General features: G+C 73.7%; 15 protein-coding genes. 5 read left to right on the top strand and 10 right to left on the bottom strand.

What is annotated here, in order from left to right; all coding sequences use genetic code 11:
- Positions 1-106: 106 nt before the first annotated feature.
- Complete coding sequence (locus ACZOOI_RS26025) at positions 107-1,648, bottom strand: alpha/beta hydrolase (protein ID WP_465278108.1); 1,542 nt, start codon at positions 1,646-1,648, stop codon at positions 107-109.
- Positions 1,649-1,998: 350 nt separating this feature from the next.
- Positions 1,999-3,168 (bottom strand): winged helix DNA-binding domain-containing protein, encoded by a 1,170-nt coding sequence (locus ACZOOI_RS26020; protein WP_465278107.1) that lies wholly within the window; start codon positions 3,166-3,168, stop codon positions 1,999-2,001.
- Positions 3,169-3,383: 215 nt separating this feature from the next.
- Between ACZOOI_RS26020 and ACZOOI_RS26015 the strand changes: the two genes are divergently transcribed.
- Complete coding sequence (locus ACZOOI_RS26015; RefSeq protein WP_465278106.1) at positions 3,384-6,473, top strand: amino acid adenylation domain-containing protein; 3,090 nt, start codon at positions 3,384-3,386, stop codon at positions 6,471-6,473.
- Between the two features lie 100 nt (positions 6,474-6,573).
- Here ACZOOI_RS26015 and ACZOOI_RS26010 read toward each other — a convergent pair whose 3' ends face one another.
- From ACZOOI_RS26010 to ACZOOI_RS25985, 6 genes are read right to left on the bottom strand one after another with little or no spacing between them, the layout of a single operon-like run.
- Complete coding sequence (locus tag ACZOOI_RS26010) at positions 6,574-7,311, bottom strand: class I SAM-dependent DNA methyltransferase (protein WP_465278105.1); 738 nt, start codon at positions 7,309-7,311, stop codon at positions 6,574-6,576.
- A 17-nt stretch (positions 7,312-7,328) separates the two neighbouring features.
- The gene (locus ACZOOI_RS26005) at positions 7,329-8,531 is read right to left on the bottom strand and encodes a thioester reductase domain-containing protein (protein ID WP_465278104.1); all 1,203 of its coding nucleotides are present in this window, start codon (positions 8,529-8,531) and stop codon (positions 7,329-7,331) included.
- The gene (locus tag ACZOOI_RS26000; protein WP_465278103.1) at positions 8,528-8,728 is read right to left on the bottom strand and encodes a hypothetical protein; all 201 of its coding nucleotides are present in this window, start codon (positions 8,726-8,728) and stop codon (positions 8,528-8,530) included. The genes ACZOOI_RS26005 and ACZOOI_RS26000 overlap by 4 nt, the downstream gene beginning before the upstream one ends.
- Complete coding sequence (locus ACZOOI_RS25995) at positions 8,725-9,738, bottom strand: GHMP family kinase ATP-binding protein (protein WP_465278102.1); 1,014 nt, start codon at positions 9,736-9,738, stop codon at positions 8,725-8,727. The genes ACZOOI_RS26000 and ACZOOI_RS25995 overlap by 4 nt, the downstream gene beginning before the upstream one ends.
- A 1-nt stretch (position 9,739) precedes the next feature.
- A complete protein-coding gene (locus ACZOOI_RS25990; protein WP_465278101.1) occupies positions 9,740-13,120 on the bottom strand; it encodes a condensation domain-containing protein in 3,381 nt (1,126 codons plus the stop codon).
- Positions 13,117-14,445, bottom strand: coding sequence for a cytochrome P450 (locus tag ACZOOI_RS25985; RefSeq protein ID WP_465278100.1), 1,329 nt, complete (start codon positions 14,443-14,445; stop codon positions 13,117-13,119). The genes ACZOOI_RS25990 and ACZOOI_RS25985 overlap by 4 nt, the downstream gene beginning before the upstream one ends.
- A gap of 155 nt (positions 14,446-14,600) precedes the next feature.
- Between ACZOOI_RS25985 and ACZOOI_RS25980 the strand changes: the two genes are divergently transcribed.
- Complete coding sequence (locus ACZOOI_RS25980) at positions 14,601-15,365, top strand: thioesterase II family protein (protein ID WP_465278099.1); 765 nt, start codon at positions 14,601-14,603, stop codon at positions 15,363-15,365.
- A 302-nt stretch (positions 15,366-15,667) separates the two neighbouring features.
- Here the strand turns inward: ACZOOI_RS25980 and ACZOOI_RS25975 are convergent, their stop codons facing one another.
- A complete protein-coding gene (locus ACZOOI_RS25975) occupies positions 15,668-18,361 on the bottom strand; it encodes an AMP-binding protein (protein WP_465278098.1) in 2,694 nt (897 codons plus the stop codon).
- Positions 18,361-18,567, bottom strand: coding sequence for an MbtH family protein (locus ACZOOI_RS25970; protein ID WP_465278097.1), 207 nt, complete (start codon positions 18,565-18,567; stop codon positions 18,361-18,363). The genes ACZOOI_RS25975 and ACZOOI_RS25970 overlap by 1 nt, the downstream gene beginning before the upstream one ends.
- Before the next feature lie 385 nt (positions 18,568-18,952).
- On the opposite strand from ACZOOI_RS25970, the gene ACZOOI_RS25965 reads away from it, so the two are divergent.
- From ACZOOI_RS25965 to ACZOOI_RS25955, 3 genes are read left to right on the top strand one after another with little or no spacing between them, the layout of a single operon-like run.
- On the top strand, positions 18,953-20,008 hold the full coding sequence (locus tag ACZOOI_RS25965; RefSeq protein WP_465278096.1) for a threonine aldolase family protein: 1,056 nt from the start codon (positions 18,953-18,955) through the stop codon (positions 20,006-20,008).
- Positions 20,005-21,411 (top strand): condensation domain-containing protein, encoded by a 1,407-nt coding sequence (locus ACZOOI_RS25960; protein WP_465278095.1) that lies wholly within the window; start codon positions 20,005-20,007, stop codon positions 21,409-21,411. The genes ACZOOI_RS25965 and ACZOOI_RS25960 overlap by 4 nt, the downstream gene beginning before the upstream one ends.
- Positions 21,408-24,746, top strand: coding sequence for a phosphopantetheine-binding protein (locus tag ACZOOI_RS25955; protein WP_465278094.1), 3,339 nt, complete (start codon positions 21,408-21,410; stop codon positions 24,744-24,746). The genes ACZOOI_RS25960 and ACZOOI_RS25955 overlap by 4 nt, the downstream gene beginning before the upstream one ends.
- Positions 24,747-24,752: the final 6 nt, after the last annotated feature.

Raw genomic sequence — 24,752 nt, 5'->3', positions numbered from 1 at the left:
CACGGGCGGAGTCCACCGGCAGGGTTCACGGGCGGAGTCCACCGGCGGGGTTCACGGGTCGGCGGGTCCGGGGGGCTCCCGGACCCGCGGACCCGCCGACCCGCGCTCAGGAGGCCGCGCCGGCGGGCGGCGCAGGCGGCGTGGACGGACCGGGCAACGTGCAGCTCGCGCCCCGGCCGGGCAGCCGCCCGGACACGAGGTAGGCCGTGATCGCGCCGTCGACGCACGCGCTGCCCCGACCGAACGCGGTGTGCCCGTCGCCCTTGACGCTCAACAGCCGGGCCCGGCCCATGGTTTCGGTCACGTCGCGGGCCCAGGCGAGCGGCGCGAGCGGGTCGCCCTCGACGCCGATCACCAGCGCCCGATCACGGCCGGTGTAGCGCCACGGGCCCTCGAATCGGTGGTCGGCCCGGACCGGCCACAGCGCGCACTTGAGTTCGCCGTAGCCGTACAGCCGGCCGAAGTGCGCCGATGCCGCGGCCGCCGCCGTGAAGTGCCGGTCGTGGGCCCGGAGATCGGTGGGGATGTCCCGGTCCAGGCAGGAGTTCGCGAGCTGTTGGGCGGTCACGTCGTCCGGGCCGGTGGGCGGTTCGGTCGTGGGCACGTCCTGGGCGGCCGTCGCGGACAGGTAGCCGGCGAAACGCGGCCAGTCGGCGGAGTTGATCAGTCCCCCGATGACCTGGGTGAGCAGCAGGCCGCCGGTGAGGATGTCGTGCCGCCCCGGATACGCGAGTCGGTTGCGCTCCAGCTTGGCCACCAGGGCGTCGAAGGCGGCCGCCGGGTCACCCGCGCCGAACGAGCACAGCGCGGGCGTGGCCCGGCACCAGTCGAGGAAGCGGCTCAGCGCGAACTCGCTCGCGACGAGCTGCTCCCGGTCGAAGCGCAGCGGATTCGACACGTACCCGCGGCCGTCGATCGTCCCGTCCAACACCATCGAGCCGACCCGGTGCGGGTAGCGCGCCGCGTAGATCTGTCCGAGCACCGTTCCGTACGACTGGCCCAGGTAGTTGAGCCGATCGTCGCCCACGGCCCGGCGCAGCAGGTCCAGGTCGGCGGCCGAGTCGGCGGTGCTCATCGTGCGCAGCAGGGTCGGGTCGGTGTTGCGCCCGCACGCGGTGGTCAACGCCTTGGCCTCGGCGAGCTTGGCCGGGCGGTCGGCGAGCGTGGGGTAGGCGGGCAGCGGTTCCTCGATCTCCCGCTCCTGCTCGTAGGTCATGCAGTGCGCGCTCGGCGAACTGTTCGACTGGCCGCGCTGATCGAAGCCGACCACGTCGAACCGGTCCGCGAGGGCCGCGAAGGGGGCCGTGCGGGTGCGCAGCAGGGCCACGCCGTTGCCGCCCTGGAGCCCTCCGTTGACGAAGAGCGTGCCGATCCGGTGCGCCCGGTCCCGGGCCGGGATGCGGATCAGCGCCAGGTCGGCGGTCCGCGTGTCGGCGGTCGCCCCCGGTCGCATCGGCACGGTGGCGGTCGCGCACTCGAAGCCGCCGCCGCACCCGGTCCAGGTCAGCTTCGGCACCTTGGGCCCGGGGGCCGCGACGGCCGAGGACGGGACGGCGAGCGTGGTCGCCACGGCGGCCAGGACGGTGATCGTGGACACGAGCCACGAGCGGCGGCGGGACGTGGTCGGTGGTCGCGACTGCGCCTGCACGGTGGTCTCCTCGCGATCGGGCGCGCCTCGCCCGACGGGTGGGCGCGCGGTACGTCGGACGCCACCACATGCTCGAACATCACCCGCCCGACCGCGCGAGATCTTTGCCGGATCTGTCGCGATCGGCGCGCGGGTGCCGAGGGGCCGGGCGGGCGGGGCCGGTGGGCCGGGCCGGGCGCGTCGGGCGCTCGGGTGCCGACCGGGCCGGCCGGGCGGGCGAGCCGGGCGCGCGGTTACCGACGGCCCGGGCGGGCCGGCCGCCAGGCCGGGCGCGTGAGGCGCGCGACGCCGGGTGTCGGCCGAGCCCGCCGCCCGCCGCGCCCGATCGGCGCGACTGCCCGGCCGCCGGCTCAGTCCGCGAACTCCGTCTCGGCCTTGGCGCAGCCCCGGAACGGCGCGATGTCGGCGGCGAGCTTCTCGATGCCCTCGCGGTCCGCCTTGCGCAGGGTGCGTACCGCCTCCACGGTCAGCCGCAGTGTCCGGCCCTTCTTCTGCGCGCGCCACAGCGCCGCGAGTTCGCCGTCGCGCAGCACCACGCCGGGGTTGCCGGTGTGCTTCCACACCTGCTTGTGCAGCTTGCGGTCGGGGACGGCGGTGGCCCGGTCGCGCAGGTGCAGCCACGGGTCGTACGCCGGCAGTACGCGCAGCCCGCGCACCTCGGGCGACGTGGTGAGCGCCTCGTGGTCGTCGCGGTGGATCCAGGTCGTGCGCCCGTCGTAGCGCACCTCGCGCAGTTCGTCCGCCGCCGCCTGCCACGCCTTGGCCGCGACGGTCTGCGAGGTGCCCGCCCACTCCGCGAGGTGCTCGGGCGTGGAGGGCCCGTACGCGCGCAGGTAGCGGCGGACGAACTCCTTGCGGGCGGCCGGGGCCGACCGGTGCGGCGGCTTCTTGCCCAGCCACTGGTCGGTGCGTACGAACGACGCCTCGCGGCCCGCGCGCGGCGCGATCACGAACACGCCGGTGAGCGAGACGGCCCGGGCCAGGATGGCGGTGAAGCTGCTGAAGGTGTCCGGCTCGAACCATCCGGAGAACTCGTCGGGCATCCGCTTCCCCAGCGCCACACCCAGCTCGCGCTTGGTCAACACCTGTCCGTCCAGGGCATCTTCGATCGCCGCCCGGGTCAGCTCCACGACCTCGACCGCCGAGCGCCGAGTCCCGTCGAGCATCGGGACGAAGCCCTGGACGGCCACCCGCCAGGATTCCTCGTCCTCCGGCAACATCGGCCGGGTGAACACCGGCAGGTCGCGGGTGGGGAACAGATAGGGCGACTGGCGCACCGTCCATGCCTGCAACAGCGACTTGTCCTCGGCCAGCGCCCGGTCCACCTCGGCCGCGGTCAGTCCCGGGGACCGGGCCAGCAGGGCGAGCGGCCCGTTGCCGGGCGGGGTGTTCTGTGCCCCGGCGGCGGCCGCCGCGGCCCACAGGTCGGGCGCCGGATCCGCGTCGGTCAGATGGTGGCATGCCGCGCGGAACGCGAGCACCTGTTCCCGGTCCACCTGTTCGCTGTCGACTCGGCTCACGCGTGCACCTCTTCGTTCGATCGCTTTCTCGGACGCGTCGGTCGGAATGCATGACGATGCTACGCGGATATTCGTCGGCGCCCGGAATTTCGACGGATTCCGTACAGAGACGCGACAGAATTTTTGCGCCCTTCACCGATCCGGGGTAATCGTGCAGGTAATGCGATTGCCCCGGCAAATGAGGCGTGTGCCGAGTCGCCTCGGAACGGATGACGATGCCTGTTCCCGATCGCGAGAGCGAAACGAGTGGCGCCCGCGCCGAGTCGGCGATCGTGTCCCTTCCGGATTCGGTCGCCGCGGTCGCGCGCCGGTCGCCGGACCTGACGGCCGTCTTCGACGCGGGCGGCGAAACCTCGTTCGCCGCGCTGGACGCGGCTGCGGACCGCTGGGCGGCGGTGGTGGCCGATCGGGTCTCGCCGGGCGGTTGGGTGGCGGTGTGCGGACGGCGCGGAGCGGCCCTGGTGGCCGCCGCGTTGGGCTGCCTGCGGGCAGGCAGGGTGTACGTGCCGCTGGATCCCGCCCACCCCGACGAGCGGATCGCGCTGACCCTGTCGGATGCGCGCCCCGAACTCGTCCTGGTGGACCGGCATGCGCCCGCGACGGTCGCCGACGCGGCCCCGGCGCTGCACCTGGATGCGGAGCCGCCGGGCGGAAGGGCCCGGCCGGTGCGCCTGTTCCGTTCGGATCCGGCATACGTGATCTACACGTCGGGCTCGACCGGCACGCCCAAGGGCGTGTTGGCCACGCACGGCGGACTGGCCACCCTGGTCCGGGCGTTGCGGGCACGCGGGCCGGCCATCGCCGAGGGCGACGTGGTGTTGTCGGTGGCCTCGATCGCGTTCGACATGTCCATCACGGACGTGTTCGTTCCGTTGGCGGCGGGCGCGTCCGTCGTGCTGCCGCCCGACGATCGCACCCGCGACCCCGATGTGCTGCTCGACCTGATCGACCGGCACCGGGTCACCACGGTCCTGGCCACGCCGTCGTTGTGGCGGATGCTGGTGCTCGCGGGCTTGGGTACGGCCGGCCGGCATCGGGTGCGCGCGTTCGGCGGCGGCGAGAAGCTGACCGAGCGGTTGGCCCGCGAACTCCTGGAGCGCACCGAGTCGTTGCACAACGGCTACGGCCCGACCGAGACCACGGTCTACGCCACGTTCGCGCCGATCTCGGATCCGACCCGACTGCCGCTGGGGGACGCCATCCCGGGCACCCGGCTCTACGTCCTGGACCCGGACGGCGAGCTGCTTCCGCCGGGGCCACGCGGCGAGTTGTACGTGGGCGGGCTCCAGGTGTCCTGCGGCTACCACCGGCGACCGGCGTTGACCGCCGAGAAGTTCGTGCCGGACCCGTTCTCCGGGGTGCCCGGCGCACGCATGTATCGCACCGGCGACGTGGTCCGGCTGTCCGCCGACGGCGATCTGCACTTCCTCGGGCGCACCGACGACCAGGTCAAGATCCGCGGTCATCGGGTCGAACCCGGCGAGGTGGTGGCCGTGTTGGAGAAGCTGCCCGCGGTCCGCCAGGCGGCGGTGCTGGTGCACGCGGACGCGCTCGCCGCCTATCTGGTGCCCGAGCCGGGACACACACCGAGCGTTGCCGACGTGCGCGCGCACGCCCGTCGATTCCTGCCGGAGCCGATGGTGCCCGATCGGATGTCGTTCCTGCCCGCACTGCCGATGACGGACAACGGCAAGGTCGATCACGCGGCGCTGCTCGCCTGGCAGGAACCCGGCGTCGACGGCCCGGACGGGGACGGGGACGAACGGGCCGCCGGCATCGACGAGGGCGGGGCGCCGGAGGGTCCGACCGAGACGGCCGTGGCCAAGGTCTGGGGCGAGGTATTGGGCCTGCCCGAGGTCGATGCCCGGACCAGCTTCTTCGACCTGGGCGGCCACTCCCTGCTCGCCATGGAGGTGGTCTCCCGGCTGCGTACCGAGTACGAACTCGAACTTCCGGTATGGGAGTTGTTCGCCGAACCGACGGTGCGCGCGTGGGCGGCGGTGGTCGATCGTGCGGCGGCTTCGCCGACGGCGGCCGGCGAGGTCGCGGACCGCAGGGTCGCGCTGTCGCCCGAACAGCGTGCGCTGTGCCACGCCGAACGGCTGGTGCCCGGGATCACCTCTCCCGGTCTGACGGTTCGGGCGAGGCTGACCGGCGCGGTGGACACCGGTCGGGTGGCCGAGGCGCTGACGGCGGTGGTGCGACGTCAGGAGTGTCTGCGCACCCGCTTCGAACCGGTCGCCGAGTACGGCAGCCAACTGATCTCGCCGCACGTGGAGTTCGATCTCTTCGAGGAGGATCTGCGGGACACCGCGGCAGCCGGCGCGGCGGCCGGGCCGGACGAGGCGATGGACGCCCCGTTCGACCTGGCCGAGGGCCCGCTGTTGCGGGCGGCGCTGCGGCAGTTCGAGGACGAGCGGTTCGAGTTGGAGATCCGCGTGCACGACGCGGTGGCCGACGCCGCGTCGCTCGCGGTGATCGTGTCGCAGTTCGCGGACGCCTACGCGGGCGCCGTCGCGGTCGAACCCGTCGCGGTGCCGTTCGCCGCACTCGCCCAGACTCGTCGGGAGGCTTCCTCCGGGGTGGCCCTGGCGGATGCCGTCACCGCGTTCCGCTCCTCGCTGGCCGACACCGTGCCGGTTCCCGAGGGCGGGTACGACACCGGCCTGGTGCCCGTTCGGCTCGACGCGGCGGCGGTGCAGGCGGCATCCGACCTGGCCCTGGCGCGTGGCGTCCCGATGGAGCACGCGCTGACCGGGGCGCTGCTGCGGGTGCTGCCCCGGGAGTGGGGATCCTCGGTCGTGGTCGGCCGGGTCGAGCCCGGTCGTTCGGCGGATACGCGTGATCTGGTCGCCCCACTGGCGACCCTGACGTTGTCGGCGATGGATCGGGACCAGGACGCCGAACCGGCCGCATCGCCCTTGCCGGCAGGCGCGCCCCGACGGGCGGCGGACGCCTCGGCGATCTCCGCCCAGGCCCTCCTGGACGCGGGCGTGCGCAGCGGGGCTCCGGAACTGCGCCGCGCGCTGCCCTGGTTGGCCCTGACCCTGCGCAAGGCGTTGCCGGCGCCGCGCGAACTCGCCCCCGGCGTATGGCTGGAGCCGGTGGCGCCGGAGCCGGGGAGCGCACCGACCCCTGGTGCTCAGCGCACCGCCCTGCCGGTGTCGGTGGATCTGTGGGCGGACGGCGACGACGTGGTGGGCCTGCTGCAACACCGCGTCGACCTGCTCGACGCGGACGCGGCGGGCGAACTCGTGGAGCGCTTCGTCGCAGCCGTCGCGCACAAGGAGCCGACCACCAGCTGACCGCACCCCGGCAAAAACCGACGCCGCGGTCCCGCCCGACCCGGGCGGGACCACGGCGTCGCGTGCGGGCCGGTCAGGCCGCGGCGTCGCGGCCGGCCGGTCAGGCAGCCTTGCGGAAGACCGACACGTGCCGAGTGCTCTTGGCCGTGAACGGCTCGCCCGCCCAGCCGCCGTGCCGCTCGACCAGTTCGAGCCCGGCCAGTTGTGCCATCAGGTCCAACTCGCTGGGCCACACGTACCGGATCTGGCTGGGGTAGAGGCGGATGCCGCTCTCGCTCACGATCACCACCTGGGTCCGGATCCGCTGGCGCAGCGTGTCGTGCATCGTGGCCTCCAGAAAGACCCGGTCGCGCTCGACGCTGCCGGTGGCCAGCCGCTGGCCGTCGGCGTCGGTGCGCCGGGGGTCGGGCACGTACATCTCGGTCACCAGCGTGCCGTCCGGCTCCAGGTGCTCGGCCACGTTGCGCAGGCAGCGGACCTGGTCGCGCTGGTCGAGCAGGCACAGGAAGGTGTTGAAGACGATGTAGATCAGCGAGAACGTGCGATCCACCGCGACGTCGGCCATATCCCCGAGAATGACCGGGAACGCGTCGCCGCCGGGACGCAGTTTGAGCTTGTCGATCATCTTGTCGGCACCCTCGATGCCGATCACCTCCAGGCCCTTGGCGGCCAGCGGCAGGGCGACCCGCCCGGTGCCGACGCCCAGTTCCAGGACCGCGCCGCCACCCGCGTACCGGGCCAGGAACTCCACGGTGGCGGGGGTGTCGGGCAGCGGGCCCGTCCATTCGTCGTATACCTCGGCGACGGCGTTGTACGCGCTGGCGCTCGATGGGGCCATGGTCCTCTCCTCGACGCTCATCGTGATCCGGCGATCCGGTCCGGCGCGGGCAACTCCGCGCGGGAGAGCCCGACTTCGAAATATCTGCGGGCGAGCTGCTCGTCCAGGACCGGGCAGCGCACGTCGAATTGGGCCAACTCGGCGTCGGTGCGGTCCGAGGCCACCTCCGGGATCACCGCGGCGGAGCCGGCCGAGGCGTCGGGCAGGGTCGCGGCGATCTGCCGCAGCTCGTCCCGGTTCGAGGTCACCGACGCGTCCAGGACCCGCTGCCGCCAGAGCGCGAAGTCGACGGGTCGCAACCGGTAGCCGAAGCGGCGCAGCCAGGAGAACAGCGTGGTGTAGCGGGTGTGTTCGGGTGCGATCAGGTGGTAGGCGGGCGGGGCCGATCCCCCGCCCGCCCGGGTCAGCCGCACCACGGCGTGCGCCGCGTAGTCGACGGGTGCCCACTGGAGCGGGGAGCCCGCGAGCGGGGCGGCTCCCATCACCGCGCAGGTGCGCAGGAACAGCCATGCGTAGTCGTTGGGGTTGGACACTCCGGTGCGGGTGTGCCCGGCGAGCGTGCCGGAGCGGAACACCAGGGCGTCCACGCCGCGTTCGCGGGCCTGGGCGACCAGCCGTTCGGCCGCCCACTTGCTCAGTCCGTAGCCACCCAGCACCCCGGCCGGCCCGAGTTCGGTGAAGTCGGCGACCGTGCCGGGGCCTTCCGCGCCCTCGGGGCGGCTCCCGTAGAGCACCGAGACCGTGGACACGTGCGCGAGCCGTTTGGGTCGGCCCTCGCACACCAGGCGCAGCACCTCCACGGTGCCCGCGACGTTGGGGCCGCGCAGCGCCTCGTAGGGGTAGCTGACGTTCACGCCCGCGCCGCAGTGGTAGATCGTGTCGACCTCCGCGTGCACGAGCCGCCGGTCGTCCTCGCTCAGGCCGCATCCCGGTCGCGCCAGGTCGCCGGCGAGGGCGATCACCCGGTCCGGGCATGCGCTGCTCCACAGGTCGAACCCGCGCAGCGCGGCCTCGATGCGTTCCTGCGCGGTTCCGTCCTTGGGGCGCACCAGGCAGTACACCCGCTGCTCGGTGTGCTCCAGCAGTTCGGCGACCACGGCGGCGCCGAGGAATCCGGATGCGCCGGTCACCAGGGCGGCGCCGGGTTCGCCGGATGCCACGGGCGTGTTGTGCGGCACCACGTCGGCGGGCAGCAGCGCGTCCTGCTCGGCGGTGCTCATCGCCAGCTCCACAGCGGCGAGGGCCCGTCGTCCCAGCCGTCGCCTTCGGCGGCCCCGGCGGGCCGGTCACCCGCGGGTTCGACGGCGCGGGTCTCGTCGGATGCCGGCCGGTCGGCGCGCGCCGGCGGTGCCGGTTGCTCCGGGGCCAGAATCCGCAGGTCGTCCTGCGTCAGCAGGATCGGGATCGATGTCCTCACCACCGCTCCTCACGGTTGTCCGCGTCGCGCGGCCCGACCGGTTCCCCGGCCGCCACGGAATCGGTACGAAACGACCACACACGCTCCACCCCGGCGGCTCGCAGTCGCCGGCGGGCGTCGGCCAGTCGTGCGTCGAGCCCGTCGGCCGCCGGGTCGAACAGGACGGCCACCACCCGGCCGCTGTGCGCGACCTGCACGCCGATGCCCTCGCCGGCCCGGCAGATCCGCTCGGCGAGCGGCAGTGCGGCCTGGGGCAGGAAGCGCTGGTTGAGCCGGGCACTGGCGGTGGCCGTGCGGGCCAGCAGCGTGCAGTCCGCCTCGGCCACCGCTCGGCGCACCATCACCCGCAGGTGCCGCAGGTGCTCGATCTCGCTCGGCCGGTACTCGCGTGGGGGCTGGGCGATCGTGTCCACGTCCGGGCCGCCCACGTCGAAGCCGAGCACGTGCAGGGCCGGCAGCGGGCCGCCGAGATCCTCCAGGACGTAGCCCTCCCGGTTGGCGTACAACACCGCGCGGGGTCCGAACATCACGCCGTCCGAGGCGCCTTCGGCGCGCACCGCGAGGGCGGCCACGTCCGCCTCGGTCGGCGCCCTGCCGTGTGCCCGGGCCACCGCCCGGATCGCGCCGACCACGTCCGCGGTGGACGAGCCCATGCCGCGTTCGACCGGAATCGAGCTGTGCACACTCAGCCGCCCGCCCTCGCGCACCCCCAGCCAGCGCAGCGTCTCCCGGGCCGCACCCGCGGCCTTGGTCTTCCACGCCGGGCTGACGGTGACACCGAAGGTGCGGGCCGGCACGAAGGTGGCGTGCGCGTGCAGCACGGGCAGCGGCAGCGAGACGACGGCGTGTACCAGTGCCCCGTCGTCGCGTTCGAAGACGCCCTGAAGGATCTCGCCGTGATGGGCCATGGCGCTGCCCCGGGCCGGACCGGGCCGGGCGGGTGCCCCGACCACGGTGAGTCGGCCCGCGCGGCACCGGTCGAAGGCGTCGGGATCGACGGCGGACGCCATGTCAGGCGAGTCCCGTGTGGCGCGCCGGCAGCGCGCCGTCCGGATGCTCGATCAGCTCGATCAGCGCCGCTTCGCAGGCGGCCGCGAAACGCTCGACCGAGGCGCGCTCCCACAGCGCGGTGCGGTACTTGACGTCGAAGAGCAGCCCGTCCTCGACGATCAGTGTGGACACCTCCAGATCGGTGCCGGTCTGCGCGTTCGCCACGATGCGTCCCTGGTGGGTCCGGCAGCCGGTCAGCACGAAGCCGGACTCGGCCTGGAACACGTTGAGCGTCACGTACGATCCGCGCCCGCTGAGCACCAGCGGGTCCGCCCCCGCGGCGCGCAGCGCGTCACCGGCCGGGCAGGACTGGTTGGCGTACGCGCCGGCCACCGTCTCCCGGGTCGCGGCCAGGTGTTCGCGCCAGGTCTTGCGGGTGTCGAGGTCGTCGAAGCGCAGCACGAGCAGATTGACGAACGCCCCCATCACGTCCGCCGCGTCCAGGTCGAGGCGGTTCTCGCACGGCGTCAGCAGTTGCACGTCGTCCTGCCCGGACCACTGCCGCAACACGGCGGACAGGGCGGCGGCCACCACCACGAACGGGGTCATCCGCTCCCGGTGGGCGAAGGCGTACACCGCGTCGCGCACGGCGGGCGACACCAGGCGATAGACGACGTCCCCGTCGAAGGACGGCCCTTCGGGGCGGGGGAAGTCGGTGGGCAGGGTCAGCTCGCGCAGGCCCGCCAGGCGACGCCGCCAGTAGCGCCGGTGCTCCTGCGCGGCGGTGGTCGTCGCCCGCCGACGCTCGGCGGCGACGATGTGGCTGAAGGTGGTGGTGCGCGGCGCGGGCAGTTCGCCCTCGCCGGTGGTGCGCCACCGATAGCAGGCGGCGATCTGCGGGAACAGCACTTTGGTGACCGCCCAGTAGTCCATCACCAGGTGGTGGCAGCTCAACAGCAGGTCGCGGGTGCCGGTGTCCAGGCGGACCACGGTCAGCCGGATCAGCGGCAGTTCGGACACGTCGAAGCCTCGGCGGGCCCGTTCCGCGGCCACCTCCGCGGCGGCCTGCTCGCGCTCCGCGGCGGGCGTACGGCGCAGGTCCACCACCTCGATCCTGAACGGGTGTTCGTCGTGCACCCGGCGGCTCGGCGCGGCGTCGCCCTCGGCCAGGTGGTAGGTGGTGCGCAGGATCTCCTCACGTTCCACGGCGCGGGCGAACGCCCATTCCAGTGCCCCTTCGTCCAACGGGCCCTCCACCCGCAGCGACAACGTGAGGGTGTTGACGGCGCTGCCGGGGGCGAACTGCTCCATCAACCAGAACGGTTCCTCGGCGGCACCCAACGCGGTGGTGCGCTCGCTCGGCACGGGCGGGCCGTCGGGCGCGGACCCGACGGACCCGACGGGCTCCTCGGGCCCCTCGGGCTCGTCGGCGAGTGCGCCGATCTCGTCGTCGGTGAGATGCGCCAGCTCGGCGAGCGCGTCGGCCACCGCCGGGTGTCGTGCGGCGATCGCCGCGGCGAATTCGTGCAGTTCGGGGTTCTCGAAGACGAACAGCAGCGGGACGTGCACCCCGAACTCGTCGGAGAGGGCCTGGGCCAGGCGGGAGGCGATCATCGAGTGGCCGCCGACCGCGAAGAAGTCGTCCGCGCCGGTGATCGAGTCGTCCTCCAGGAGTTCACGGCACAGCTCGACGACGCGCCGCTCCACGGCCGGGGCACGTCGCCGGCCGACCCGGGCGGCGTCGGGCCGCTGCTGCCGCGCCGGTTCGTCGTCTCGGAGCGGGCCGGCGATCCGCCACAGCAGCCGGCCGTCCTCGACCCGGCGAACGCGCAGCGAGCCGCCGCTCGGTGGGTCGGGCACCGGGCTCCCGTCGACGTACAGCACGCCCTCCAGGCCGTAGGGCGCGAGTGCCCCGGTGGGCTCCCTGACCTCGGCGAGCCCGGGTACGGCCGACACCTCGCCCCGGTCGCCGCCCGGCCAGGACGGATCAAGATCCAAGAGCACCGGCCCGGAAGGGGTGGGCAGGGTATGCCGGGCCTCGTCCTCCACCGGGAGCCCCGACGGCGCGACGGCGCCCGCGGGCGGCCCCAGTTCCAGGGTGTCCAGGGTCGCGTCGGGGTCGGCCATCGCCGATTCCACGACCGTCGCGAAGTGGTCGACGAGCCGCTCGACGGTCGCCGCCGCGAAGATCGCGGTGTCGTACTCGACGGTGGCCACGACGTCGTCACCGTGCCATTCGAGATTGAACAGCAGGTCGAATCGGCAACGCCCGCGCGGCACGTGCACCACGCTCATGGTCAGGTCCGGGAAGGTGTCCGGACGAAAGTACAGCGGTGGCGCGTTGAAGACGACCTGGACGAGCGGCGAGTGGCCGGGGTCCCGGCCGGCCAGGCTCTCCCGCACGACCTGCCGGAAGGGAATGAACTGCCGGTCGTACGCGGTGAGTGTGGCGTCGCGCGCGGCGGTCAGCAGGTCGGCGAACGGCAGATCGCCCGGTGCCCGCATGCGCACCGGGATCATGCAGGACATCGGGCCGACCACGTCGGGGTACTGCTCCGGTCGTCCGTCCCCGCAGATGCCCAGGACCATGTCCTCGGCGCGGGTGTGCCGGTGCAGCACGGTCGTGAACGCCGCGAAGAGCGTGTGGAACGGGGTGACCCGATGGCCCGCGGCGAACCGGCGCAGCCGGGGCACCAGGCCCGCCGGGAAACGATGGACGGCCAGTGCGCCGCGATTGCGCTTGGTCGCCGGCCGCGGGGTGTCCTCCGGCATCCGCAACACATGCGGCGCGTCGCCCAGTTCGGCCACCCAGGCGGCCCGCTCCGGGTCGAGGGCGCCGCTGTCCAGGAGTTCGCCGTGCCACCGGGTGAAATCGCGGTAGTCGGCGGTCACCGGGGGCAGTTCCGCCCGTCGGCCGGCCAGGTGTGCGGTGTAGGCCACGGCGAGTTCGTCGAGCAGGTGCGCGGCGGCGCCCGCGTCCATCACCTCGTGGTGGAAGGCGAGCACGAGCAGGTGCCGGTGCGGGCCGAGCCGGGCCAGGCCGAATCGCACCGGCGGGGTCACCGCCGAACTGTACGGCTCCTCCACCAACGTCCGGGCCCAGTCCGGCGCGTCCTCGGGGCGATCGGTGAAGTCGACCGGCGGATCCAGCCGCACCGACCACGGAGCCACCACGGACTGGCGCAGCCGGCCCTTGTCCACGGGCAGGATCGTGCGCAGCGCCGTGTGCCGCTCGACGAGCAGGTCGAATCCGGCTTCGAGGGCGGCCACCGACAGCGGCCCGACCAGTTCGAAGGCCAGATGTTCGTTGTACACGGCCGCGTCGCGGTCCATCTCGTCGACGAGCCACATCTGTTCCTGGACCGGCGTCGCGGGCAGTTCCTCGGTCGGGGCGGCCGTCATGACCGGGTCACCTCCTTCGCCCGGGACACCGCATCCGCCCCGGTGCGCGGGTGGGCGGTGATCGGCAGCCGGGTGAGTCCGTTGATGAAGTTCGAACGCAGATGGACCGGATCCCCAGCGAGCTCGAACCGGTCGAATCGGGTGACCAGTTCCTCCAGCAGGACGGTGAGCGCCACCCGGGCTGCGGGACCGCCGACGCAGTAGTGCGGGCCGATGCCGAACGCGATGTGCGGGTTGGGCTTGCGGTCGATCAGGAACGAGAACGGATCGGTGAACACCCGGTCGTCGCGGTTCGCGGAGGCCACCCAGGCCACCACGAGTTCCCCCGCGCCGATCCTGGTGCCGGCGATCTCGACCTCGGTGAGGGTGCGGCGCATCAGGTGGTTGGTCGGCGTGGACCAGCGCAGCGACTCCTGTACGGCCGCCGCCGCCAGTTCCGGGTTCTCCTGGACGCGGCGCCAGACCTCGGGCCGCTCCAGCAGCGCAAGCAGCATGTGCGTGGCGGTGTGCGGCGTCGTGGTGGTGGCGCCCATGACGAAGCTGTAGCAGTTGAGCAGGACCAGGCTGTCGTCGATGGGCGCGCCGTCGATCTCCACTCGCGTGAGCCGCGAAACCAGGTCCTCCCGGGGTTCGCGGCGGCGGTCGGCGATCAGTTCGCTGAACATGGCGAACAGGTCGTGGTGCGCCTCGCGCAGCGTCTCGGCGGTCTGACCCTTGGCGAACTCCGGGTCGTCGGGGGCGACTCCCGCCATGGTCCAGCGCGGGATGTCGGCCCAATACCGGCGCGGGATGCCCAGGATCTCGCCGACGGCCGCCATCGGCAGGTCGAACATCGTCCGGGCGAAGTCGTGGTCGCCGCCCGCCGTCAGCGGTTCGATGATCCGCAACACGTGCGCGCGGATGTTCTCCGTGCGCTGGGCGAGGATGTTCGTCGTCATGGTGTGGAACGCGGGCGTGCGGATCGCCGTGTGCCGCGGACGGTCCATCAGGTTGATGGTCCGTCCGCCGGCGCTGTCCCCGCCGGTGACGTCGAGGATCGTGCCGTGCTCGGAGCTGTACCGGCGGGCGTCCTTGAGCACGCGCACGACGTCGTCGTAGCGCGTGACGGACCAGAACCGGGCGCCGTCGGGGGTGTGCTGGGCCCATACGGGCGCCACCTCGCGCAGCGTCGCCAGGGCGACGTGTTGCGGGTGGGTCTGGAATCGGCGTGGATCGTAGAGATCGATCGAGTCGAGGGGCACTCGCTCGTCGGTCCCGGGGCCGGTCATGAGCATCGCGGAGTTCTCCCGTCCTGCGTCCAGGCGCACTCGGTGCGGCGCACGCACAGTCCGGAACGTATATCGGCCCGCACGCCTCGGCAATGATTCTTTCTCGGCCGCGAAAGGAATCGGCCGGACACGTTCGCGAACTTCTTTCCGAAGTCTTTCGATAAACCGTCGACGCCTTTTCGGCCGGTCCTTCGACGACTACCGTGTCCGGGGTGAATACACCTGTGCAGACCGGGAAATGGTTGCTTCGAAAGCCGCCGGAAGACAGCGGATCACTGTTGTTCTGCTTCCCGTACGCGGGGGTCGGTGCCTCCTCGTACCGGCAGTGGCCGCAGACGCTGCCCGACGGCACCGCCGTGTGCGCGCTCCAGCCGCCCGGCCGGGAGAATCGCTTTCGCGAGAACGCGCCCACCGACCACGCCGGCTTCGCCGCGGACCTCGTCGCGCAGCTCGCGCCGCTGCTCGACCGGCCGTTCGCCTTCATCGGGCACTGCGGCGCGGTGCCGTTCGCGCTGGAGACGATCCTGACCCTGGAGGACCGGGGACTGCCGCTGCCCGAGCGGCTGTTCGCGTCCAGCTGGGGTGCCCCGCACAAGGGCCTGTACGGCGAGCTGAACTTCGTCGACCTGGACACCGCCGACCTGGCGGCGGAGGTACGGCAGCGGTATCGGCAGACCGGCCAGGGCGAACCGCCGGAGGAGATGGCCGAACTCGGCGCCCGGGTCCTGCGCGAGGACCTGGTGCTGCAACGCCCCTACCGCTACGACGTGACCCGCAGGCTGCCCTGTCCGGTGACGGTGATCTCCTGGTCCGAGGACGACGTGGTGCCGCCGGAGACGGTGGCGCCGGGGTGGGCGGAGTGCGCGGACGTGCGCGTGGTGGCGCTGGTGGGCAGGCACCTGGATTTCCTGCGCTGCCCCAAGGTTCTCGTGGACGTCGTGACGGAGGATCTCGCCCGCGCCGGGGCACCCGACTGACGGCACATCAGGCCCGGACGGGCGAGGGGCGGTGAGCGGCCGGAAGCACCGGTCGGACACCGCCCCTCGTCTCGTCGTGTCGCGTTTCGTGTCTCGGCTCGTCGTGCCGACCGGTCGCCGCTCGTCTCGGCGCCGTGGTCCCGTCGCCGGTCGCCGGGCGCCCGAGCCGGGTCACGCTGCCGGCCATCCGGCGTCGGGCGCCGGGCGCTCAAGCCGGGTCACGGCATCCGACGTCCGACATCGGCCGTCTGGCACCGGACATCAGGCGTCGGGCATCCGGCATCACGCGTCGGGCGAGCCGCTCAGGCCGAGTGGGCCAGTTCGCGGGCCAGTTCGGCCGGCGTCGGGTTGAGCATCAGCGCCCGGACCTTGAGAGGCACGCCGAGCCGCTCGGCGATCAGCCGTACCGCGCGCCCGGCGCTCAGCGACTCGCCGCCGAGCAGGAAGAAGTCGTCGTGCACGCCCAGGTGTTCGCGACCCAGGATCTCCTCCCACACCCGCACCAGGGCCTCCTCCACCGGCGTGCGCCGCTCGCCGGCGGCGGGACCCGGGCCGGCCGCGGGCGCCCAGTCGGGCATCGGCAGCGCGTTGCGGTCGATCTTGTCGCCCGAGTTGAGCGGCAGGGCGTCCAACCGCACGAACAGCTGCGGCACCATGTGGTCCGGCAACACCCGGGCGAGTTCGCGGCGCAGGGCGTGGGTGTCCAGGCCGTCCGATGCCACCACGTAGGCGACGAGGCGCCGGACACCCCGGGGGTCCTCCGGTGCCGCGACCGCCGCCGCGCGTACGCCCTCGGCGGCCAGCAGTGCCTGTTCGACCTCGCCCACCTCGACCCGCATGCCCGCGATCTTGAGCTGGTGATCGGCTCGGCCCCGGTGTTCGAGGACGCCGTCCGCGCGGAAGCGGACCAGGTCGCCGGTGAGGTAGAGCCGACCACCCGGCACGTCGCCGAACGGGTCCGGCACGAAGCGCTCGGCCGTCTGCCGCGCGGTCAGGTATCCGCGCGCCTGCTCGGGCCCGGAGACCGCCAGTTCACCGACCACGCCGGGCGGGACGAGCCGCAGTTCGCGATCGAGGACGTACAGCCGGGCGCCTGGCCACGGGCGCCCGATCGGCGGCGGCAGGGTGCGGTCGCGTGCGGTCGCGGTATGCGAGGTGATCGGTCGTTCCCGCGGGATCAGCGGCGAGGTGACGATGTTGACCTCGTTGGCGCCGTACCAATTGCCCACCTCGAACGGCAGTTCCGCGGGCGCCCAGCGGCGCACCCGATCGCTCCCGGTCAACAGGGTGCGCAGCGGGGTGCGGGCGGGCCAGGGGATGCCGAGGAGCGCCTCCGCGAGCGGGGCCACCACGAACACCTGGGTGATCTCCCGGGACAGCAGCCAGTCGCGCAGGTGTTCCGGCGTGGACAGGTCCTCGTCCGCCGCGATCTGCAAGGACGCGCCGGCGACCAGGTGGGCCCACACCACGACGGTCACCGACACGTTGGTCTGCGGCGGGAAGGTCCAGCCGCCGCGCTCCCTCGCCGTCACCCCGTGCGCCCGGATCTGCGCCAGGGCCGCGTGCGCCACGCCGCGGTGGGTGACGACGACCAGTTTGGGTGTGCCGGTGGACCCGGAAGTCTGTACCAGGAAGGCCGGATCGGCCGATGTCGGCTCCGGCAGCGGCCGTCCGGGGGCAGCCGGGCCGGGGACGTGGCCGGTCGGCGCGAGCACCAGGACGTGCTTCGCCTGTGGGGGCAGGGTGCGTTCGAACCGGCGCGTGGTCACCACGAGTCGCGCCTCGGCCTGCTCGACGAAGCGGCCGAGGTAGGCGTCGGGCGCCTTGGGGTCGAGCATCAGCGCGGCGGCGCCCGCACGGTGCACGGCGAGCATCGCCACGACCAGCTCGGGGCAGCGGGGCATGCACAGGCCGACCACCGTGCCCGGTCCGCTTCCCGCCGCCAGGAGCCGGTGGGCCAGGGCGTCCGCGCGCGCGTCGAGTTCGCCGTACGTCAACGTCTCGTCCCGGTACCCGAGGGCGACCGCGTCCGGCGTGGCCGCCGCCCGCTCGGCGAGCAACCGCCCGAGCGGGCGCAGCGCGTCGGGAATGTCCGGCGTGGCCCCCCAGGTGCGCAGCAGCGCATGGTCCTGGGGCCCGAGCGGGTCCAGGTCCGCGACGGGGGTGTGCGGATGGCGGGAGATGCCGTCGAGCAGGCGCAGTACGTGCCGACCGAATCGTGCGGCGGTGGCGGCGTCGATCAGGTCCGCGTCGTGGGTGATCTCCAGGTGTGCGGCGTCGCGCTCGGCGTCCCGGACCAGGGTGAGCGTCAGTTCGGCGGCGCCCGCCCGCGCGGGCCCGAACCGGCCCGGCTCCGCGTCGCCGCCCGCCCGCGCGGGCCCGGACCCGCCGACGTCGGCATCGCCCGGCACGGCGGCTTCGCGTCCACCGCCGTCTGCGTCGCGCGCCCCGCCGGGCCCGGGTCGGCCGGAGTCCGCGCCGGGCGCTCGGGAGGACCCGGAGCGATCGGCATACTCCCCCCGGATCCGAAAGCCCGCGGAGTAGCGTGCCGGCCGGTCGGATCCGGTGACCTCGGCGGCCTCCCGCAACCACCGGTCCGCCTCGGCGACCGCCTCCGCGCCGGTGGCACGCGGATCACCGGTCACCCGGATCACCCGGGCGACGGGGCCGGTGGTCCGGCCGGTGCCGACATGGGCCGGATCGGCCGCGGCGGCCGGCGGCCCCGGGTCGTCCGGTTGCGCCGCCGAGTCCGTGGTGATCACGAGCGCACGTGCGCCGGTGTACCGCTGGAGGACGGCGACGTAGGCGGCGAGCACGGCGGCCGGCGTCGGCCGCCGGTCCGGCAGATCGTCGGGGGCGGCGACCAGGTGCGTCCGGGTGTGCAGCACCGGGCCGTTGCCCCTGGCCGCCTCCATGGGCAGGTCGAGCAGGGTCGTCGGCGCGTCGTCCCCGCTCCGGTCCCGGTCGGGCGGCGGGTCGGCGGGGCTCTCGCCCATCAGTCCACGGCCAGGCGCTCGCGGACGCTGCGCGGTCGCATGTCGGTCCAGACGCGTTCGATGTGATCGAGGCACTCCTGCCTGCTGCCGCGGGTGCCCTCCGCATGCCACCCGTCCGGCAACGCACGATCGGCGAACCAGATGGAATATTGGTCCTCGTCGTTCACCACGACGTTGTAGACGCGGTCGTCCGCCTGCTCCTCCATCGAACTCTCCCATTGTCGTCGGGCGGGTGTCCTCGGGTGGTTGTCGCCCGAAGGGCAGTCGTCGGGTGGGCCGTCGTCGGGTCCGGCGTATCGGGCCGGCCGGTGCGTATCGACTCGGGCGTATCGCCTCCGGCGTATCGACTCCGGCGTGAATTCCACCGCGCCCAGAATTACCCATCGGGTCCGGATCCCGGAAGGGCACGGGAAACACTCCGGAAAGGGCCGACGGGTTCCTGAAAGATAATCGACGGAACGTCGGATTCCGGCGCACGATGCCGGTTCGGGGCGACGCGTGCCCTCGTCCGGCGACGCGTGCCCTCGTGTCCGTCGTGCGATGACGCGCGCGACGGTGTCGACCGCCCCGGGCAACCCGAGGAGGCTTCCGGTGAGCGATTCCGCACTCGTGGATCTGCGCTCGGACACGGTGACCCAGCCGACCGCGCGGATGCGCGAGGCCATGGCCACGGCCCGGGTCGGCGACGACTTCTACGGCGAGGACCCGACCGTACGTGCCCTGGAGGAGCGGGCCGCACGGCTGGTCGGCACCGAGGACGCGCTGTTCGTGATCGGCGGCACGATGGCCAATCTGGCCGCGGTGATGGCGCTGGTCCCGCCCGGCCACGAGGTGCTCGCGGAGGCCGACTCCGACCTGGTCCGCTGGGAGTCGCACTCCACCTCCGGCCTCGCCGGCGTGCAACTCACCCCGATCCGCGGGCACTCGGGCATGTTCGGCGCAGAGCACATCGCCGATGCGCTCGCCCGCGACGACTGGCGGGCCCCGCGCACCGGCCTGGTCTCGGTGGAGAACACGCACAGCGCGAGCGGTGGTTCGGTATGGGACCTGGATCGCCTGGGCGAGGTCTCGGCGGCCTGCCGCGCGGCCGGAGTCCCGCTGCACTGCGACGGCGCCCGGCTGTTCAACGCATGCCTGGCGGGCGGATATCCGCCCACCGCCGTCGGAGCTCTGTGCGACACGTTGACGTTCTCCCTGTACAAGGGCCTGGGTGCGCCGATGGGTTCGTTGTTGTGCTGCACGGCCGAGGTGCGGGTGCGCGCGGCCGACGTGCGCAGGCGCCTGGGCGCGACGCTGCGGCAGGTCGGCGTCGTGGCCGCGGCCGGCTCGATCGCGCTGGACGGGATCGACGAACTCGCCGCCGATCACCGGCGTGCGGCCGAACTCGCCCGCGGCCTGCGCGAGGTACTGCCCGAGTGGGCGGCGCCGGACCCGCCGCCCACCAACATCGTCACGATGCCGATCGGCGGCCCGGCCGCGCCGTTCGTGGCGGCGCTGGCCGAACACGGCGTCCTGGTCACCGAAGTGGTCCCGGGCGTGGTCAGGTTCGTCACCCACCGGGACGTCTCGGACGCGGACGTGGCGCGGGCCGTGCACGCCGCCGCGCGGGCCGCGGGGGCCCTGATCGCATCGGCGGTGCCCGCATGAGCGCCGCCGACCCGGCCCACCCCCGCCCCCCGGTCGTCCCCGTCCCGGAGCGTCCCGCGCCGCTGTCGACCGCGCAGGCCCGGCTGTGGTTCGTGCACACCAGCAGGCCGCCGACCGCCGAGTACAACCTCCAGGTCGCGCTGTTGCTGCGCGGGAAGCCCGACGTCGACGCGCTCGTCGGCGCGATCCACCGCCTCGTGCGCCGCCACGAACCACTGCGCACCGTGGTCGAACCACGGCCGGCCGGGCCGCCGGTACAGCGCGTCCTGGACGAGGGCCCGCCCACCGTGGACCATCGACCGGCCGCGCCCGGCGCCGACGCCATGGAGCGCGCCGTCGCGACGGCGACCGAGGAGCTGCGGCACGTCTTCGACCTGGAACGCGAACCCCCGCTGCGGGTCCGGCTGGCCGGCTTGGACGATCCGGACGGCGCCGTCGTGCTGGTCCTGACCCTGCATCACCTCGCCTTCGACGGTTGGTCCACCGCGATCCTGCTGCGCGAACTCGCCGAGGACCTGCGCCGGGGCGGCGTACCGGAACTGCCCGCCCCCGAGGTCTCCTACAGCGACTACGCCTGGTGGGAGCGGCAGACGCTGGACCGCGAACGCGAATCGCTGCTGCGGCATTGGCGCAGCGCGCTGGCGGGCGTGGCGGAGTTGGAACTGCCCACCGACCGGCCGGGACACGGGGTCGGCGGGGCGATGGGCACGGTGCAACACGAGGTTTCCCCCGCGACCGTAAGGCGCCTGCGCGCGGTGGCCGCACAAGCGGGCGCGAGTTCGTTCGCGGTCGCGCTGGCCGCGTGGTTCGCGGTGCTCGGCCGCTACGGCGGTCAGCGGGACTTCGTGGTGGGCACCCCCGTCAGCGGGCGCACGGACCTGGCCCTGGAGCCGCTGATCGGGTGCTTCGTCAACACGCTGTGCCTGCGTTCGGCGCTGCGCCCGGACGAGCCCTTCGTCGATCTGGTGCGCCGTACCCATCTGACCCTCGCCGACGCGCTGGCCCACCAGGCGTTGCCCTTCGAGGAGTTGGTCCGCGCGCTGCGCCCGGATCGACGCAACGATCGCAATCCGCTCTTCCGCGCCTTCTGCTCCTCGGTGGATGCCCCGCCTTCCCTTGAACTCGACGGTATGGACTGCGAGTTCGTGGCACCCGAGTACGAGCTGAGTCGGTTCGACCTGAATGCCACGTTCCTGCTCGGCGGACCCCGGCCGATGGTGCGCCTCGACTACAGCAAGGCGCTGTTCGACGACGCCACCGGCGCGGATCTGGCCGCCCGACTGGGCGTGTTCCTCGACTGGGCGGTGAGCCGGCCCGATCGCGCCGTGCGCGACGTGGCCTGGATGACCCCGGGCGAGCGGCGGCGGATCCTGGACAGCTTGAAGGGGGAAGACCTCGAATGACCGAGCCGGGAAGGTTGTCGGTGCAGGCCCGCCGTCGGGCCCTGCGGTCCGTGCTGCGCCGGATCGACCACGAGGCGCGAGATCGGGAGTTCACCGAGCCGCGTCCCGAGGGCGCCGAGGTGCCGCTCACGCTGGACCAGGAGTGGCTGTACACGGCCGCGTCGGCCGTGCCGGACCTGGCCCGGATGGCGGTCGCGGCCCGCCTGGAGACCGGGCACCGGCTCGACCGGGAACGGCTGCGCGCCGCGGTCGAATCCGTCGCGGCGGCAACACCCGCGCTGGGCCTGTTGGTCGGCGAACGCGGCGGCGCCCTCGTGCAGACGCCGGGTCGAGGTGCCCGGGTGGATTGGCACGACTCGCCGGACGAGCCCGCGTGGACCGAGCCGTTCGACCCTCGGCACGGTCCGCTGTGCCGCGCGGCGATCACCGACGGCGAGGCGAACCGGGCGGGCGATCCGTACACCGTGTTGTCGCTGGCCGTCGCCCGGCACGCCTTCGACCGGACCTCCGTGGGGCTGCTCCTGGCCGCCGTCGCACGTGCCTACGAGGACGACACGACGCCGCCGGTGGGCGGATTCGACGTGGCGGACCACGCGTACTGGCATCGTCGTCGGTTCAGCCCCGAGCGCCTGGCCGACCTGCTGCCCAGGGCTGCCGACCGCCTGGGACCGGCGCGGCCCTCACTGCTGCCCTACGACCGGCCGCCCGCCGCCGGGCCGCCGTCCGCGGCGGGTGCCGCACTGCGCCGCCCGGCACCCGCACCCGTCGACCCGCCGGTCGCGCTGGTGGCCGCGGTGGGGGCGGCCCTGCGCCGGTTCGGCGCCTCGTCGCCACTGCGGTTGGGCCTGGACGATCCCGGTCGGCACACCCCGCAGACCGCGGACCTGGTCGGTCGGCTCGGCACGGCCGGCGTACTGGCGTTGCGGATCGACGGCGGCTTGGACGCGGCCTCGCTCACGGACCGCGCCCGGGAGGCGGTCGCGGCATCCGTGTCGGATCCGTTGCCGATCGCCGCGCTGGCCGACCTGCAACCACCCACGTGGGGGGCGGAACCGCTGCTCCCGGTGGGCCTGGAGGCGGTGTCCCTGCCGGTGCCGCGAGTGGCCGGCGGCCCCGCCCGGATCCGGCTGCTGCCCTCGCCCGTGCCGATGTACGACCTCGAACTGGTGCTGACCGGTGATCCGAGCGGAGCGGCCGAACTGCTCGCCGAATACGATCCCGACCTCTTCGACCGGTCCACGATCGACGCGCTCACGGCCCTCGTGGCGCACTTCCTGGACCCGGCGGCGAGTGCCGAGCGGGAGCAGGCAGCGGGGACCGGGACGAATCCGGCAACGGGCGGCGGGTCCGCCTCGGCCTCGCACGTCGCGTCCTCGCCGCGCGCAGGTGCCGTACCCCCGTCGCCGCCCCGCGCGGGGGCCTCACCCGCGTCGCCACCGCACGCGCACGCCACACCGCCCCACCCGGACGCCGCGCCCGCGACCCCCCGGGATGGCGACTTCGGGAGTGTCGACGCCTTCGCCGGCTGGGCCGCTCGGTCCCCGGACGACGTGGTGATCAGCGCCCCACGCGGCACGATGACGGCAGCGCGGGCCGCGACGGCCGTGCGCACGATTCGGGAGGCGCTGGCCGAGGCCGGCGTACGGGTCGGGGACGCGGTGGTCCTGCACGCCGACGACTCCGCCGCCGGCGCCGTCGCGCTGCCCGCCGCGCTCGGCTTCGGGGCGGACGTTCTGGTGCGCTGCGCCGCGGACCCGCCGGCCTGGTCGGAGCGGGTGGCGAACGCGGCCCACGCCCGGTTCGAGTTGTTCCCGGACGGCACGATCACCCCGATCCCGACCGCCGATGATCAGCCGCGCACGGCATCGACCCGCCCGCCCGGCGACACCCCGGGCGCACTGCTGGTCGGCCTGCGGGCGTACCCGTTGCCACGCGTGTTGCGGCTCCCCTCCCCCGCGCTGCTGCGTGCCGCGGCCCGACACGCCGACGCCTCGGGGCTGTCCGCCTCGGACGTGTTCGCGCCCGACTTCGAGTGGGGCGGCGAGGAAGCGGCGATCTGTGTCCTGGCCGCGGCCTGCTCCGGCGCCGCGCTGCTGCTGCCCACCGGTGGTACGGCCGACACGCGCTTCGACGCGCTGGCCGAGGCCGGCGCCACGGTGGCCGAACTGCCGTACACGTTCGCTGAGTCCGTCCCGGTGCACCTGTTGGACCTGCGCGCCTCGTATCGGCGGCTCACCGAGCCCGCCGCGCCGGGCGAGCAGGATGCCGGCGCACCACGCGGCCGTTGGTGGGCCGCGGCGGCCCCGGACGCCGTGCTGACCGGCCCGGACCCGCACGGCTCGATCTGCCCGGCGCCCCACCACGTGCTCAACGACGACCTGATGACCGTGCCCGTCGGCGGCACCGGGACGTTGTGGGCGCGGGTGGACACCGGCGCGGGCTACCTCGGCGAACCGGCCGCCTGCGCGGCGGACTTCAGGCCGGATCCGGCCGGCACCGGCGGTCGGGTGGTGAACACCGGCGCGCTGGTCCGGGTCGGCGCCGACGGCACACTGCGCCTGGTCCGACTGCCCGAGGACCGGGTGTGCGCGCGTGGCCGCTCGATCCTGGTCGAGGACCTCGCGGCAGCCCTCACCCGGCGAGCCGGCCGGCCGGCCGCGGCGGGTGTGCAACCGCTCGACTGGGGCCGGGCCGAGCGTCCGTACGCGGCGATCCGCGCGCCCTCCGGGCCGGAGCCGGCACCGGAGGGCCTGGCCGACCTGCTCCGCCGGGACCTGCCGGCCGTCGCCGTGCCCGAACGTGTACTCGTGGTCGAGGCCGACGACTCCGGCGACTCCGATGACGCCCACGACGCCGCAGCGGCGATGCCCGCCGGCGCCGATCTCGACCGCGCCGCCCGGGCCGCCGCCGAACGCAACGCCCGGTTCGACTCCCGTCCGTACACACCGCCCGAGACCGACACGGAACGCGCCCTGGTGCGGGACGTACTCGTCCCGGTCCTGGGTGTGCCCCGGGTGGGCCGCGACGACAACTTCTTCGGACTCGGCGGCACCTCCCTCCAGTTGATCCAGGTGCTGGCCCGGGTGCACGCGACCCACGGTGTGGACGTCGCGCCCGCCGACGTGTTCGCGGCTCCCACGCTGCGCCGGCTCGCCGAGTCGATCGACCGCGTCCGTACCGTCGAGTCCCGGGATCTGCACACCATCGACGAACTGCTCACCACCGTGGAGAACACCCCCGACGACGCCTCGGAGCCCGTGACGCAACTCCCGCCGGAGCACCCACCGGACGGCATCGCGAAGGCGGATCCGAACGACCCGAATCGACTCTCGTGAGGTCAC

The sequence above is a fragment of the Embleya sp. L77 genome (genome assembly GCF_055557415.1).
Note: the sequence above shows the minus strand (reverse complement) of the source record. Positions and strands in the feature narration are given on the sequence as shown.

Excerpts from the sequence above, each read along its gene's own strand:
- ACZOOI_RS26015 (WP_465278106.1), top strand. The coding sequence starts at position 3,384 with ATGCCTGTTCCCGATCGCGAGAGCGAAACGAGTGGCGCCCGCGCCGAG.
- ACZOOI_RS26010 (WP_465278105.1), bottom strand. The coding sequence starts at position 7,311 with ATGGCCCCATCGAGCGCCAGCGCGTACAACGCCGTCGCCGAGGTATAC.
- ACZOOI_RS26005 (WP_465278104.1), bottom strand. The coding sequence starts at position 8,531 with ATGAGCACCGCCGAGCAGGACGCGCTGCTGCCCGCCGACGTGGTGCCG.
- ACZOOI_RS25995 (WP_465278102.1), bottom strand. The coding sequence starts at position 9,738 with ATGGCGTCCGCCGTCGATCCCGACGCCTTCGACCGGTGCCGCGCGGGC.
- ACZOOI_RS25990 (WP_465278101.1), bottom strand. The coding sequence starts at position 13,120 with ATGACGGCCGCCCCGACCGAGGAACTGCCCGCGACGCCGGTCCAGGAA.
- ACZOOI_RS25975 (WP_465278098.1), bottom strand. The coding sequence starts at position 18,361 with ATGGGCGAGAGCCCCGCCGACCCGCCGCCCGACCGGGACCGGAGCGGG.
- ACZOOI_RS25970 (WP_465278097.1), bottom strand. The coding sequence starts at position 18,567 with ATGGAGGAGCAGGCGGACGACCGCGTCTACAACGTCGTGGTGAACGAC.
- ACZOOI_RS25960 (WP_465278095.1), top strand. The coding sequence starts at position 20,005 with ATGAGCGCCGCCGACCCGGCCCACCCCCGCCCCCCGGTCGTCCCCGTC.
- ACZOOI_RS25955 (WP_465278094.1), top strand. The coding sequence starts at position 21,408 with ATGACCGAGCCGGGAAGGTTGTCGGTGCAGGCCCGCCGTCGGGCCCTG.